This is a genomic window from Endozoicomonas sp. ISHI1 (genome assembly GCF_024606225.1).
GTDB lineage: Bacteria > Pseudomonadota > Gammaproteobacteria > Pseudomonadales > Endozoicomonadaceae > Endozoicomonas_A.
This window is the reverse complement of the sequence record NZ_JAGRPU010000073.1, coordinates 1-14,317: the sequence shown is the minus strand read 5'-3', so window position 1 is coordinate 14,317 and position 14,317 is coordinate 1. Positions and strand designations below refer to the sequence as shown.

The 14,317-nt window shown below is 47.0% G+C and carries 10 protein-coding genes and 1 riboswitch; of the genes, 4 read left to right on the top strand and 6 right to left on the bottom strand.

The features are described 5' to 3' along the window. Positions 1 to 216 precede the first annotated feature (216 nt). The 3 genes from KBW69_RS22665 to KBW69_RS22655 all read right to left on the bottom strand — a co-directional run bounded on the left by KBW69_RS22665 (position 217) and on the right by KBW69_RS22655 (position 4,003). A complete protein-coding gene (locus KBW69_RS22665; RefSeq protein WP_257276329.1) occupies positions 217 to 1,227 on the bottom strand; it encodes a tryptophan--tRNA ligase in 1,011 nt (336 codons plus the stop codon). A gap of 134 nt (positions 1,228 to 1,361) precedes the next feature. Beyond that, the gene (locus KBW69_RS22660; RefSeq protein WP_257276328.1) at positions 1,362 to 2,279 is read right to left on the bottom strand and encodes a hypothetical protein; all 918 of its coding nucleotides are present in this window, start codon (positions 2,277 to 2,279) and stop codon (positions 1,362 to 1,364) included. Positions 2,280 to 2,605: 326 nt separating this feature from the next. Continuing rightward, positions 2,606 to 4,003 (bottom strand): MATE family efflux transporter, encoded by a 1,398-nt coding sequence (locus tag KBW69_RS22655; protein WP_257255346.1) that lies wholly within the window; start codon positions 4,001 to 4,003, stop codon positions 2,606 to 2,608. A 200-nt stretch (positions 4,004 to 4,203) separates the two neighbouring features. Between KBW69_RS22655 and mutM the strand changes: the two genes are divergently transcribed. Then, the gene (mutM, locus tag KBW69_RS22650) at positions 4,204 to 5,019 is read left to right on the top strand and encodes a bifunctional DNA-formamidopyrimidine glycosylase/DNA-(apurinic or apyrimidinic site) lyase (RefSeq protein WP_257276327.1); all 816 of its coding nucleotides are present in this window, start codon (positions 4,204 to 4,206) and stop codon (positions 5,017 to 5,019) included. A gap of 153 nt (positions 5,020 to 5,172) precedes the next feature. Further along, positions 5,173 to 5,275: riboswitch (TPP riboswitch) on the top strand. Then, the gene (gene thiD, locus KBW69_RS22645; RefSeq protein ID WP_306674612.1) at positions 5,267 to 6,091 is read left to right on the top strand and encodes a bifunctional hydroxymethylpyrimidine kinase/phosphomethylpyrimidine kinase; all 825 of its coding nucleotides are present in this window, start codon (positions 5,267 to 5,269) and stop codon (positions 6,089 to 6,091) included. (Overlaps the previous riboswitch by 9 nt.) A 67-nt stretch (positions 6,092 to 6,158) precedes the next feature. On the opposite strand, the gene KBW69_RS22640 is transcribed toward thiD, so the two are convergent. From KBW69_RS22640 to xerC, 3 genes are all read right to left on the bottom strand, one after another. Next, complete coding sequence (locus KBW69_RS22640; RefSeq protein ID WP_257255349.1) at positions 6,159 to 6,713, bottom strand: hypothetical protein; 555 nt, start codon at positions 6,711 to 6,713, stop codon at positions 6,159 to 6,161. Positions 6,714 to 6,881: 168 nt separating this feature from the next. Further along, positions 6,882 to 7,589 carry an HAD family hydrolase gene (locus KBW69_RS22635; protein WP_257255350.1) on the bottom strand — a complete coding sequence of 236 codons (708 nt, stop codon included), beginning with the start codon at positions 7,587 to 7,589 and terminating at the stop codon, positions 6,882 to 6,884. After that, positions 7,586 to 8,599, bottom strand: a complete 1,014-nt coding sequence (gene xerC / locus KBW69_RS22630) for a tyrosine recombinase XerC (RefSeq protein ID WP_257282391.1) — start codon at positions 8,597 to 8,599, stop codon at positions 7,586 to 7,588. The genes KBW69_RS22635 and xerC overlap by 4 nt, the downstream gene beginning before the upstream one ends. A gap of 390 nt (positions 8,600 to 8,989) precedes the next feature. On the opposite strand from xerC, the gene KBW69_RS22625 reads away from it, so the two are divergent. Together KBW69_RS22625 and KBW69_RS22620 are read left to right on the top strand one after the other, a co-directional pair. After that, positions 8,990 to 11,539 carry a hypothetical protein gene (locus tag KBW69_RS22625; RefSeq protein ID WP_257282390.1) on the top strand — a complete coding sequence of 850 codons (2,550 nt, stop codon included), beginning with the start codon at positions 8,990 to 8,992 and terminating at the stop codon, positions 11,537 to 11,539. A 51-nt stretch (positions 11,540 to 11,590) separates the two neighbouring features. Then, positions 11,591 to 14,149 carry a hypothetical protein gene (locus KBW69_RS22620; protein ID WP_257282389.1) on the top strand — a complete coding sequence of 853 codons (2,559 nt, stop codon included), beginning with the start codon at positions 11,591 to 11,593 and terminating at the stop codon, positions 14,147 to 14,149. The last annotated feature ends 168 nt before the right edge of the window (positions 14,150 to 14,317 follow it).

The following is a 14,317-nucleotide window of genomic DNA, read 5'->3' as shown; positions in this document are numbered from 1 at the left end:
GGAGCTGTGGTGGTGCGCCACTGGAAGTTATCAAAGAGTATATTGAGAACCAGGATCAGCCCTGACGGGCTGACGAAATTCACCTCCCTGCCAAGTCGCAGGGAGCACTCTTTCGGCTATAGGTAGCGTCTTTTGGAAAGATGCATCAGAGACAAGCGGAGGTTAAATTTTTGTCGGATGCAGCCAGCCCCGTGGGCTGACTGTAAACCCCGAAAATCAGGCAAAAGGACGGATACCCACTTTATTGCGAATATCCTGAAGGAAGGGCGCTGCTTCAGCACGGGCCTTGTCCGCACCTTTTTTCAGCTCAGCTTCAATGAATGCCGGGTCAGCCATCAGATCGTTATAACGCTCTCGAGGGTCCCTGAGTAGATTGTTGATGTAATCAAAGAGTTCATTTTTCAAATCCCCCCAACCAGCACCGGCTTCATACTGCTCACGTTTTTCAGCCACCTCTTCTTCCGTCGCAAAGGCTGAGAAGATCTGGAACAGAGTACAGGTTTCCGGATCTTTAGGTTCACCTGGCTCCAGAGAGTTGGTTTTAATCTTGCGAATCAGCTTGAGTAGCTTTTTCTCAGGCACAAACAACGGAATGGTGTTGTCGTAGCTCTTGCTCATCTTGCGGCCGTCAAGACCATTCAGAACATCCGTGTTTTCACCCACTACGGCTTCTGGCAGCACAAATTGAGTCTTGTAGTGATGGTTCATTCGACCCGCAATATCCCGAGCCATTTCCAGATGCTGAACCTGATCACGGCCGACTGGAACACGGTTGGCATTGAACATCAGGATGTCCGCCGCCATCAGAATCGGGTAATTAAACAGCCCCATCAGGACGCCCTTGTCCAGATCAGACTCGCCCGCTTCCTGATTGGTCTGGGTAGCAGCCTTGTAGGCATGGGCACGATTCATAAGACCTTTTGCGGTCATACAACCCACAATCCAGTTCAGCTCCATGATTTCCGGGATATCAGACTGGCGATAGAAAGTGACTCGATCAGTATCAAGACCCAGGGCCAGCCAGGTAGCAGCAATTTCCAACCCGGATTGATGAATGCGCTTGGGGTCACGCCCCTTGATCAGGGCATGGTAGTCCGCCAGAAACAGATAGGACTGAATGTTTTCGTCAAGGCTTTCTTCAATCGCAGGACGGATAGCCCCCACATAATTGCCCAGATGCGGCGTGCCTGTGGTGGTAATACCGGTTAATACTTTGGTCTTTGTCATGGGGTCACTCATGGGCCTCATGAAGTGGCAATGAGCACTTCACTGAAAACTGGAAGGCGGCATTATAGAAGAGGCAACGCATGCAGCTCAACCAGGACTCTGAGGCCTGATTTTTTTTAACCGGCGAATAGTAGCTAACCCGCTGGTTTCTTGTGACAGCGCTTCCTGCAACAGACGGGTTTTTTTGGGCAGCTAAAACCGGGGCAGGTAATATGGTCGCAGACGTGAGAATTCTCGGGGCAATCAGCCCAACCTGTAAAAAGAGAGCACCGAAAAATGCCGCAGCCATTACCATTACACAGATCACATTTGGTAGAGAACTTTTCTACACTGCACTCGCATCTGGGGCAGTCAGAATGGAACGATTCACTCTCACATTTGGAGCAGAAATCATCTTCGTCGCTATAGCTGTTGCTACCACTCTCTCTATCACTCCCTCTATCGCTAGTGCTGACCCTATCGCCATCGGTCTGGTCGCCTGGAGTACGGAAGAAAGGTGATAAATACAGCGCACCAACAAATAACCCGCATGACTTCTGACCATTATCTGATACAGTTTCATATCCAAATTCAAACCCTTTGCCGGGAGTAGACTGGACGCAGATGTCCGGGTGCCCCGTGTTCTGGTCTGTGCCCTTGGACACGTAATAATAGCTGTTGCCGTTTTTTTCAATATGAGCAAAGGAAGTGAGCCAGGTGGCAAGCTGCTCATAAGTTGTGTCAAGCCAATCGAATTTGGCGGTGACCTGTGTGTCCACGACTGTAGCATTGATTAATCGCGGGTATTCACAGACAGAGGAACCGGGTTCGGTTCCCGGGATGACCTTACCAATTACATTGCCAGCATCTACTCCTTGGCCGGAAGGCATGCACACCAAAACATTGGGATGAGCAGCCTTAACGATGTCTGCCGCTGATTCGCCAGCATCTTTCATAATGCCAGAGCCGCAATCAGCTTGCATGTCCCTGGGACAGGTATCGGCACGAACATTGAGGGTAATTGTGGACAATAAAAGCAGCGTAAAAAAAAGCCTATGCATGAGGGGTTTCATAAATAACTCTTTTTTCATTGTTCAGTAAAACGGATGCAGGGAAAGAGCAAAAAACGTCAAGCGACTTTTTTTAGAATCAATTTAAAAACGAACGACAAAAGTCACCTTAATCATGCACTAAAAGTCTGGGGAATTCGTCAGCTTGATTCTGAGCAACCAAGACTAAACATGCACCGACTGATCATAGCAAACGCCTGACAAGTCTGCCCGAACAGGACATTCTCATGATGTGTCGTATCTTATTTTTATTGGTTTTATCCCATCCGGCATCACACAGCCGCCCCTGACAGAGCAGGTGTGCACTGGACTCTCAGACTTCTCACTATTCAATTGACTTTCATGGCAAACAATTGCGTTGCAACGGCTCTCCTGCTCAACGATCTGAAGCGGAGCAGCAGGAATAAAGCAGAAAGCGTCAGTGCCAGTACTAGTCCAATCCAGAGCCCGTGGGGGCCCATGGGTTCATCGGCAATAAAATCCGTCAGCCCCAGGGTATAGCCCAGTGGCAGGGCTATACCCCAGCAAGCAATCAGAATTATGATCATCGGTACCCGGGTATCTTTGTAGCCCCTTAAGGCACCATTGGAAGCAACCTGAATACCATCGGCGTACTGGAAGAGTGCTGCAAAAATCAGCAACTGGGCAGCCAGTGCTTTAACTGCAGCATCCTGGGTATAGAGCGATGTCAGAGCATCGGCAAACGCCCACATCACAGCCGCTATCAGAGTAGCAGTCAGCAGGGTCGCTACGATACCAGAATACCCTGAGAATCTCGCAGCCTGAGGATCACCGGCACCCAAAGCCTGACCTACCCGGATGGTTATTCCCATGGACATACTCAACGGCACCATAAAGGCCATGCTGGCGAGATTCAATGCAATCTGGTGACCTGCGACGGTCACTGCTCCCAGTTTGCCGATGACCAGAGCCACTGCCGAGAAGATACTGGCTTCAAAAAAGATGGCCAGACCGATGGGGACACCCAGTTTCAGGTGAATAACAATACGGCTCATTGCAGGCCATTCAAAGCGATCAAACAGATTCACTTCTGTATGCTTTTGATTGAACCGGGTATAGCAGAACATCAACAGGCACATGATCCAAAAGCAAATGGCTGTTGCATAACCACAGCCTACGCTACCCATTTCAGGAAAGCCGAATTTGCCATAGATCAATACATAATTAACCGGAATGTTGATCAACAAACCGACAAAGCTGATGAGCATGGCCGGTTTGGTAATAGCGCGCCCTTCGCAATAGCTGACCATGGTTTGATATAAACAGATGCCGGGTACCCCCCAGGCCAATGCTTCCAGGTAGGCTTCCGTCTTAGCAGCCATTTCGGCATTGATTTCCAGAACATTGAGCAGTGGCATAGGGTTCATCATCAAGACCATGCCGACCACACTTAACGCCAGAGAAAGCCACATGGCCTGTCGAACCGGTGAAGCAATCAGGTCAACTTTTTGGGCGCCAAACAGATGGGCGACTGTCGGTGTCGTCGCCATTAGGATACCCCTGATTAACAGATAAATCGGGACCCAGATACTGGAGCCAATGGCTACTGCCGCCAGATCTTGTGCAGAATATTGACCCGCCATACTGGTATCCACAAAGCCCATGCCAGTGGTCGCCAGTTGCGCACCCAGAATCGGGGCTGATAAATAAATAAGTTCTCTAAGTTCCCTGGAATATCGTTGGTATAAAGTTGGGTTGGCTGTCATTTTCTCTCACTGCTATGGTGTGCTTTTACCAAAACTGAACCGGGATAAAAGTGGAACCATCTTATCAGTCACATGACAGCATTTGATATGGCTAATTTGCCGTTACTTTCTGGGGTCCGGCGCGGGATTTCTACTTATTTCCTTTGCCATCAGAGGCCGATCACATCGCCTTTTGACGACATATTTGCTACTGTCGGTGGATGCCTGAATTACCTGAAGTTGAAACGACCCGCAGGGGCATTGCACCTCATATTGTAGGTCAGACCGTGTCGGATGTTATCGTCCGCAATCCGCAACTGCGCTGGCCGGTTTCGGAACATTTAAAGCAGCATTTATCTGGCCGGGTTATCCGTTCTGTCGCAAGACGAGCGAAGTATCTTCTGATCAGAACCGACGCTGGAACCCTGCTGGTTCACCTGGGGATGTCCGGAAGCCTGCGCATATTGAAAGAACCACAGGAAGCCCGGAAACATGACCATATCGACCTGGTTTTCAGTCATGGGATAACGCTGAGATACACCGACCCGAGGAGGTTCGGGGCGGTTCTGTGGGTCGACGACGATATCATGAAACATGACTTGTTAAGCAAACTCGGTCCGGAACCTCTCGGTGATGAATTCACAGCCCGTAGGCTTCATCTCAAATCCCGGGGAAAAAAACAGCCGGTAAAAACGTTCATCATGGACAACCATGTGGTCGTCGGGGTCGGGAACATCTACGCCAACGAAGCCCTGTTCAAAGCAGGTATCCGGCCTGACAGGCCCTGCGGAAAAATTTCCAGAGCCCGCTACGAGCGACTGACCGAAAGCATCAAAGAGACTCTGGCAAAAGCCATTGAGCAGGGTGGAACCACCCTGAGGGATTTTGTCGGGGGTGACGGCAAGCCAGGCTATTTCAAACAAGAACTGGCTGTTTATGGACGCAAGGGGGAACCCTGCGTTCATTGCTCAACACCGATAGTTGAGATCCGGCTGGGTAATCGCAGTACCTGCTACTGTAAAAGATGCCAGCGGTAATCCAAAGAAAGAACATGATGATGACTGGCGATCAGGAGCATGACTTTCGGGAAATACACCGCTTCTTCCTTCACTATCAGCCAAAATTTCCTGAGCGGGGATGTAACGGGCCTTTTGAGCAATAGACATCACTATAGAAACAAAATAGACTCGCACCGCTGGTTGGGGTGTCCGGGATGAATGTTTCCCGGACTGAGAGAGACCCATTGAACCTGAACCGGATGATGCCGGCGTAGGAAACCGAACAATGACGATGACTAATGAGACGCCTGTCGCCCTTACCATTGCCGGATCAGACAGTGGTGGTGGTGCCGGTATACAGGCAGACCTGAAAGCCTTTTCAGCACTGGGCGCTTATGGCTGCAGTGTCATTACCGCTCTGACTGCCCAGAATACTCAGGGCGTTCAGGGTATCCTTGACGTTGAACCCGCCTTTGTCCGTCAACAGCTGGATTCAGTATTCTCGGACCTCGCTATCAGGGCCGTAAAAGTGGGCATGTTGAGCCAGCCAGATGTTATCACGACGGTAGCGGATACTCTGACTCACTTCGGTCCGGCTTATCTTGTGGTTGACCCTGTAATGGTGGCTACCAGCGGTGATGTTCTGCTACAACAGGCCGCTATTGAGACCCTCAGGCAATCACTGATTCCCAAAGCCAGCCTGATCACACCCAACCTGCATGAAGCTGCGGTGCTGCTTGATCGTCCATTGCCCAAAAATCCCGACCAGATGATCGATATGATTGAGCCTCTTCTGGCGCTGGGCTCTGAAGCGGTCCTTCTGAAAGGTGGTCACCTGAGTGGCGACAATAGTGATAATAAGGCCGTCGATTTTTATCACGACGGTACGTCTCTGCACCGACTGGAATCCAACTGGATAAACACCAGTAACACTCACGGTACAGGCTGTACATTGTCCTCAGCCATTACCGCATTACTGGCTCGTGGTTACACCATGAGAGAAGCCATCCCAGAGGCTAAAAAATACATTGCGCAAGCCATTGCCCACGCCGATCAGCTGAACATAGGCCAAGGCAACGGACCTGTACACCACTTCTACAAAATCTGGTGATCTGGTCTGAATGTTTGATGTCGCAGTAAGAGATGCTGCTTTGCCTGTCTGGCATCAAAAAAGTAAATCAGATTTCATCGTGATACGGTAGTTGCTTTATCTGTTCCAGTGACTGCACTGGAACTCTTACAGCGTTGTTTCTGTCAAATACCTTACTTTCTGGATTGTATTCTTCGTAGATAAATTCCTTATCATCAGCTTTTAGAATTCTGGTAGTAGCTAAAAAACCATCAGGCGGGCAAATACATTCGTTTGGGCGTGGTTTAATATTATCTGGATCAGCGTCTTTGCAGCCATAGTCTAAGATCAACTTTTCCTCTGAGTCTCTCGGGAAAAACCATACACCAGAAATACCTATTACTTTATGACTAAGTCCCGGAATGTCCATAACTACATCATATCTGCCGTATAATACGTCCCGACTACAGTATTCTCTGAAACCTCTAATTCGAAACTTTGTCGGGTTTGTAGTGCGACGAGGTGGGTGGTAAGTTATATATTTCTTAACAGGTGAATTATCTCTGACAAGCCAAGTGCCTATTATCTGTTTTTCTACTTCATCAGCGTGCAAACAAGTAAAAGACAGAAGTATTACTATACAAGCTGCATATTTAAGTTTCATTGTCAGTTCCCCGGTATCGAAAAACATATAGATCAATGAAATATATATTAAGTCCCAGAGATGCCTGACAAAAAATACCAGAGGACAGCACTGTCTCACTGCCTCTGATCCTGGCAATAGACGGAATTAAACACCTGCCCCGTCAGGCAAAACTAACTGGTCAGGTATTTAATATTCTGGCTGAAGATCCTTGTCCAAAACTCTGAGCAGACCGGTTAGTGATCGAATTTCATAATCAGGTCTGCGATCGCCACTGAATGCCTTATCAGCAGGATTAAACCAGACGGTACCAATTCCCAATGCTCCGGCACCTGCCACATCGGCTTTCAGGCAGTCTCCTACATGAAGGGTCTCGTCCGGAGTAACTCCGGCACGTTCCATGGCTTTCAAAAATAGAGTCGGTTCCGGTTTCAGACTGTTGTAATCTTCTGCCTTGAGAGCAAAATCAAAAAACTCACTGACCGATAATTTCTCTACATCGACATTACCATTAGTGACCGCAGCCAGAGTGTAGTCTGCTGACAGGTGAGAGAGAACCGGCTGAACTTCCGGAAAACATTTCACATCATGACGCCACTCCATAAACTCCCGCATCAGGTCACCGGCAATTTCTTCAGCTCTTGATTCAGGACAATCACAGTTTTGCAGAACCTTCTGCAGAGAAAACCGGCGCAGTTCCGTAATCTGATATCTGAGCTCCGGACGATCTTCCAACAGTTTGACCCGATACTCGAACACTTCTTTGGGTGTCATTCTCTCGTGGGTTTCTGGCCAGTATTCACAGAGTTTTTTCCAGGCTTTCTGTTCTGCCCGAATCAGCACTGGCATGTTTTCCCAGAGTGTGTCATCCAGATCGAAAGTGATCAGCTTTATCATTGTTTTTTCCTTTTGGGCTCTTTGTTAGCTGAAGGCTCTTTGTTAGCTGAAGGCTCTTGATCTTCGGTCAGTCTTTCCTCTTTGTGAGACTTTTCATAAACAGAGGACTCCTTACTGACTCTCTGTGCTCTCGGATGAGCCTTATCATATACGTCGGCCAGATGCTGAAAATCAAGATGGGTATATATCTGGGTGGTGGCGATATCACTGTGCCCCAGCAGCTCCTGAACTGCCCTCAGATCGCCACTGGACTCCAGCAGATGACTGGCAAAAGAGTGTCTCAAAAGGTGAGGATGCATTCGTCCTGAGAGTCCGGCTTCTCTGGAAAGCTGGCTCACACGGTTTTGCACCTGACGGGCACTGATACGATGTCCCTGTTTTGAGAGAAACAGCGCCTCGCTGTCTTTTTCAGGAAAAATAACTCTGACGGACAGCCATTTTTTTATGGCTTCACGAGCCTTTCGACCCACTGGCAACAATCGTTCTTTTCTGCCCTTGCCCAGAACTGTCACCTGCCTGAACTCATCCTGAAAACTGTTGAGATCCAATCCAACCAATTCCGCCAGGCGCAGTCCTGAGGAGTAGAAGAGTTCAAGGATAGCCAGATCCCTGATCACTAATGGATCATCATCATTCCGATCAAGAAACGCAGTGAGTTGATCGGCATCCATGGTGACAGGCAGCTTCCTGCCCACCTTGGGTGCGGTGACCCTCTGGGCAGGGTTATCTTTAACCTTTTCCTCACGGTTAAGATAACGATAAAAGCTACGAACGGATGAAAGCAGACGATGCAGACTCTTCTGCCCAAGACCCTTGCCATGTAATTCTGCCAGCCATGTCCGCAGCTGACGCTCTTCCAGCTTTTGCCAGTGAGTAATGCCAAGCGTCTCAGCCTGTCTGAGTAATTTGCCCAGATCTCTTTGATACGCCGAGCAGGTGTGAATAGAGCTGTTTTTTTCAAACTTGAGATAATTGAGAAAAGCATCAATATCCTGTTGCAGGAAGGGCATGACATAACCTTTGGTAACGGCTTCTGTTCATCATTCACTAACGCCTGTCGCCATGCAATATCGAAAACGATAGTTCTTTTGAAATTCCACAGGGTTTCACTAACCTTTTATCTTCAATTCGCGCAAGACCCAAACCCTCGATCTCTGCAGTGGGAAAAGCGAAGATTTCAGTAATCACCTGAGTTTTCTGGCTTCGGGGAGTGGGCCAACACTTAACCTGAACTTGGCCATGGCAGTGGTTGGAACTAATTATTGGATAAATAGTCCAAGTTATATCTGATTCGGTTTGACTCAATCAGGTTGGTACTGCAAGGACAATTTTGAGCGTGATGTCAGTCATCCACAACGGATGCAAAACACAGCATATGCGCACCGTGCGAGGGAAGTAAAATGGATTTTTATCAGTTAAATGGTTTGACTCAACAGCTGCATACATTGGACATGGAGCCACCCACCGGCTTTTCAGCAGATGACTCGGTTCAGTACCTTGGCTGGCAGGTAAAGCGACAAGCCGACATCACCGCACCATCAGAGAAAACCTACAATACTGCTGGCAGTAAGCAGTTATTTGAACGGCAGGTTAATCTTCAACCCGATCCTGAGACGCAACGCTCTGATTCAAAAGCGGAAGCTATACAGATAACCGCCAGGAATCTGGTGGATCAATTTCAATTTGAAGCAATTGAAAAGTCACCCACCAATGAGGTGCTATGTGCCGTTTTTCTAGAGTGCCTGAAACTTGATGTTGTGGGTACGGTAAAAAGGTTATCCAGAACAAATTCTCTAAGTTGGGCTGAAAAACTCGAGATTATGTTGGCTGCTGAAGAAGCGTATAAAGGTCCACTTTTAGAGTGCAATTGGATAGTTTTGAGTATTCCTTTATCCATCGGATTTGAGAAGGCAAAGAACCTGTTTCAGCGTCTACCTGATATGCCTTCTCTGCCAGAGGTGGACAATGTCATTAATGAGCAGTTGACAGCATTAAGCCCTGATAAAATGTTCAGGGACAGACTTTTGGAGGTCAGACAAACCCTTAAATCGGAAAACAACGAACTTTCCGGACAGCTGTTGAGTGAAGTTGACAATATTGGAAAAAAATTTATCACAAGAGTTGGATGGAACGGCCGTTTATCAGACGTTGATGATTATATCGATTCTCAAATCTATGCAAGAAGATTGCTGTATCTCTATGCAGCATGTTCCGGTTTTTCAAAGCAGGCTGATATTGCTGAGTTAATGTCGTACATTAGATCTGTTCTTTATATCATCGAGCCAAATAACGAAGTTCCAGATAACATCTGGCATATAGCTAAAGAGCTGGCCTACTTGTCGAAACAACCCGCCTCCATCGATTATTGCCGTTATATTGGTGCCGTGGCCAATGTATTGAAAGCACCTGCACCTGTTGCTTTACAGTTTGCAAAGCTCAGACAACTCAGTGATCTCAAAGGGTTTGCTTTACTTGAAAGCAAACCGCTGGACAAGTACCTAACCGTACTCAGAGCAAACATTAATAAGATGGCCCCGGAATATTCGCAGGTATTGCTCGATGCAGTTGACGGCCTGGAAAACGAATGTGCTCGTATATCACTACCTGAAGGCAAGCCCGATATTAAAGCGAAAGTGCATCGACTTTTGATGATTATTGCCGCTTGTAAATCTTCCGAAAAAATAATGGATGCTTCAGTGTTGAATTATTTTGTCAGGGCCATCATGAAACATAGCAATAAAAAAAATATTCCCTATCTGATCAGTGGCTTGGCCCGCCTGGTTCAGAGTACCCCGAAAATACAGAAAATACTGGGTGAGCCCGAAATCAAGGGCGGAGATCATTTGCGACTGGCCCCGCTGCAATGGCTGGCATTTGTACCCGATACCATCTCGGAAGATGACATTCAGGAACTCTGCGCATCTTTGCAAGCTTCCGGCGCTAGCAGGCGACAAATGAAAGATGGCAAGGTTTTCCATCATTGGCTGGCTACTCTTGAGCAAGCATTGGCCAGCAAGGTTATGAATAAGGCCATGGTAATGCCAATCCTGAAACAGCTCACACAAAGTCTGACTTATGAAAAACTGGTTTGGCTTTACATGATATTCAACATGGGAGAGAGGTTTAATACATTTCTGGACAGCATGGGCTTTAGCTGTCAGAAGGAAGGATTACCCATGTTGATCGCTGAAAAAGGGATGGACGCTTTGGTGGGAGCCAATAAAGGGTTCTCGCAGTGGCTAATGAAACAACGACATTACCATCTCCTGCCTCTATACATGGCAACCATGATAGAAGAGGGGAATAGAGAAATTACAGACCTTGTCTACGAGTTTATAGAGACCAGTACTAACAATACTTTTATCAGGAGCAGGCAATCACCGCAGAACAATCCACACTTGCAGGCCGTTTACAAGGACTTCCCCCAATTCAAAGCAGGTTGGCGGGCGAACTTCAGTGACTTCAGTGAGGAAACCCGAAACAAGCTGTTGTCCCGGGAAGAAACTCTGGAGCTGACAGAAGACCCCTGGGATCTTTTTATCAGTGGACTTGAAGTTAAAACCTGTCTATCACCGGATGGCCTGAAGAGTTATAGATCTGGATTGATGAGCTATGTGATGGATGGACGCAATGCCATGATTGTCAAAAAGAACCAAAAAGGAAATATTCTCAGCAGAAGCGTTATTCGCATGGTGTTTGATCAGGATGATCGCCCCGCATTATTTCTTGAGAAGGGCTATCCCGATGGGAATAATTTGTTGTTCATTGATGCCGCACGGGAGATTGCTGAAGAGATGGAGCTACCTCTTTACCACTGCGTGGAGGCTAAAAAAGGTGAAGAATTGAAACTTTTGGAAGGAAGGGCGCCTTTTGATTATTTTGACGAGTTCCCATTATTAATGGAGAGACAGAAACTAACTATCACCAAAGTAAAACGTGATTCAAGGTAGCCATAACAGCTTCTTATCCATCGCATGCGGCCACCGTGCCAGAGAAGTAAAATGAATCCTTATCAGCTAAATGGCCTGACACTTCAACAGCTGCATGCATTGATCATGAAATCATCCATTGGCTTTTCAGCACAAGATGGTTCCGTTCAGTTTCTTGGCAAGCAGGTAGAGCTGCATGATGGCATCACCGTATTGTCAGAGCAAACCTCCAATACCGATGGAAGTAAACAGCTATATGAACGGCTGGTTAATCTTCGACCTGATCTTGAGAAACAATTACCCGGTTCAAAAGCTGAAGCTATCCAGTTGGCCGCCAGCTCTCTTATGGAACAATTTCATGATGGGGCAATAGAAAAGTCACCCACCAAAGAAGTGCAATGTGTCGTTTTTCATGAGTGCATGAGAACTGATGCTTCCAAGACGGTAAAAAAGCTATTCGAAAAAAATTTTTTAAACACGGCTGAAAAACTCCGGGTTATGTTGGCTGCTGATGAACAGTTTGAATTGCCAGCTGAAATGGTCCCCAGGTACCTTGAGAGGATTCCTTTATCCATCCGGTTCGAGGAAGCAAAGAACCTGTTTCAACGTCTTCCTGATTCGCCTTCTCCGGCAGAGGAGAACAGTGTAATCAATGAAAAGCTGACAGCATTAAACCCTCTGGAGGATGATAAACTGGTCAAGGACGGACTTTTGCAGATCAGGCAAACCCTCGAATCGGAAAATAACGAATTTGCCAGACAGCTGTTGAGTGAAGTTGACAATATCGAAAAAAAATTTATTCCAAGAGTTGACGTGGATGGCTATTTACCAAACATTTTTGTTGATGAAGATTTCAAATGCTGTACAAGAAGATTGTTGTATCTCTATGCAGCCTGTTCCGGTTTTTCAGAGAAAGCTGATATTGCTGAGTTAATGTCGTACATTAGATCGGTTCTGTATAACACTAATTCAGATAACATCTGGCATATTGCTAAAGAGCTGGCCTATTTGGCAAAACAACAAGGTTCCATCGATTATTGCCGTTATATTGATGCCGTGGCAAATATATTGAAAGCTCCTGCTCCTGTTGCCTTGCAGTTTGAAGAGCTCAAACAACTCAGTGATATCAATGGGTTTGTTTTACTTGAAGGCAAACCGCTGGCCCGTTATCTAACCGCACTCAGAGCAAACATTGGTAAAATAACCCCGGAATATTCACAGGTATTGCTCACTGCAGTTGACAACCTGGAGAGCAAGTATGCTGCTACGCCACTACCTGAGGATGTGCCCGTTATCAAAGTGAAAGTGCATCGACTTTTGATGATCATTGCCGCTTGCAAATCATCCAAAGAAATAATGGATACTTCAGTATTGGATCATTTTGTCAGGGCCATCATGAAACATGGCAATAAAAAAAATATTCCCTATCTGATCAGTGGGCTCGCCCGCCTGATTCAGAGTACTCCGAAAATACAGCAAATACTGGGTGAGTCCGGAATCAAGGGCGGAGATCATTTGCGATTGGCCCCGCTGCAATGGTTGGCATTTGTACCCGATGTCATCTCAGAAGATGACATTGAGGAACTCTGTAAATGTCTGCAAGCTTCTAGCGCTAGCAGGCGACGGATGAAAGATGGCAAGGTTTTCCACCAGTGGCTGGTCACTCTTGAGCGGGCATTGGCCAGCAATGATATGAATAAAGCAATGGTAATGCAGACCCTGAAAAAGCTTACCCAGAGCCTGACTTGTGAAAAACTGGGTTTGCTCTACATGATACTCAACATGGGAGACAGGTTTAATCAATTTCTGGACAGCATGGGCTTAAGCTGTCAGAAAGAAGGATTGCCATTGTTGATTGCCGAAAAAGGGGCTGACGCTTTAGTGGGAAAAAGTAAGGAGGTCTCACAATGGCTATGGAGACAACGACACCACTATCTCCTGCCTTTTTACATGGCATCAATGGAAGAATACGGAAATACAGAACTTACAGACCTTATCCTTCAGTTTACAGAGACCAGTGCCAGCAATACTTTTATTGAGAGCAGGCAGTCACCGCTGACCAATCCACACTTGAAGGCCGTTTACCGGATATATCCCCAATTCAAAGCAGGTTGGGGGGCGAACTTCAGTGACTTCAGCGAAGAAACCCGAAGCAAGCTGTTGTCCCCGGGAGAAACCCTGAAGCTGACGGAAGATCCCTGGGATCTTTTTATCAGTGGGCTTGAAGTTCGCACTTGTTTAACACCGGACGGCGCTCAGGATTACAGCAGAGGACTGATGAGCTACGTGATGGATGGACGCAATGCAATGATTGTTAGAAAGAACGCCAAAGGAGATATCCTCAGCAGAAGTGTTATCCGTATGGTGTTGGATCAGGATGATCGCCCTGCGTTATTTCTTGAGAAGGCCTACCCCGATAAGAGTGATTTATTGTTCATTGATGCCGCACGGGAAATTGCTGACGAGATGGAGCTACCTCTCTATCACCGCGCAGATCCTAAAAAAGGTGAAACAGGTGAAGCAGTGAAAATTCTGCAAGGAAGGGCACCTTTCGATTATTTTGACGCGTTCATGGTTACAAAGGAGAGACAGGAATTTACGATTACCAATGTACAATATGACGTAAGGTAGCCATAACGGATGCTTCACCACAGCATACGCCGACTCCAACTATCTCTTAGTCACACCTCAACACCTCCTGCCATTCCTCAGATGTGGAGGCAATCTTATAGTTTTATCCGGTCTTCACAGAATGGGTGGAACTAACTATTGGATAAACAGTCTCAATTGTAATGGATT

Coding starts and splice junctions, on each gene's coding strand:
- KBW69_RS22665 (WP_257276329.1), bottom strand. CDS start 1,227: ATGACAAAGACCAAAGTATTAACCGGTATTACCACCACAGGCACGCCG.
- KBW69_RS22660 (WP_257276328.1), bottom strand. CDS start 2,279: ATGAAACCCCTCATGCATAGGCTTTTTTTTACGCTGCTTTTATTGTCC.
- KBW69_RS22655 (WP_257255346.1), bottom strand. CDS start 4,003: ATGACAGCCAACCCAACTTTATACCAACGATATTCCAGGGAACTTAGA.
- mutM (WP_257276327.1), top strand. CDS start 4,204: ATGCCTGAATTACCTGAAGTTGAAACGACCCGCAGGGGCATTGCACCT.
- thiD (WP_306674612.1), top strand. CDS start 5,267: ATGACGATGACTAATGAGACGCCTGTCGCCCTTACCATTGCCGGATCA.
- KBW69_RS22640 (WP_257255349.1), bottom strand. CDS start 6,713: ATGAAACTTAAATATGCAGCTTGTATAGTAATACTTCTGTCTTTTACT.
- KBW69_RS22635 (WP_257255350.1), bottom strand. CDS start 7,589: ATGATAAAGCTGATCACTTTCGATCTGGATGACACACTCTGGGAAAAC.
- xerC (WP_257282391.1), bottom strand. CDS start 8,599: ATGCCCTTCCTGCAACAGGATATTGATGCTTTTCTCAATTATCTCAAG.
- KBW69_RS22625 (WP_257282390.1), top strand. CDS start 8,990: ATGGATTTTTATCAGTTAAATGGTTTGACTCAACAGCTGCATACATTG.
- KBW69_RS22620 (WP_257282389.1), top strand. CDS start 11,591: ATGAATCCTTATCAGCTAAATGGCCTGACACTTCAACAGCTGCATGCA.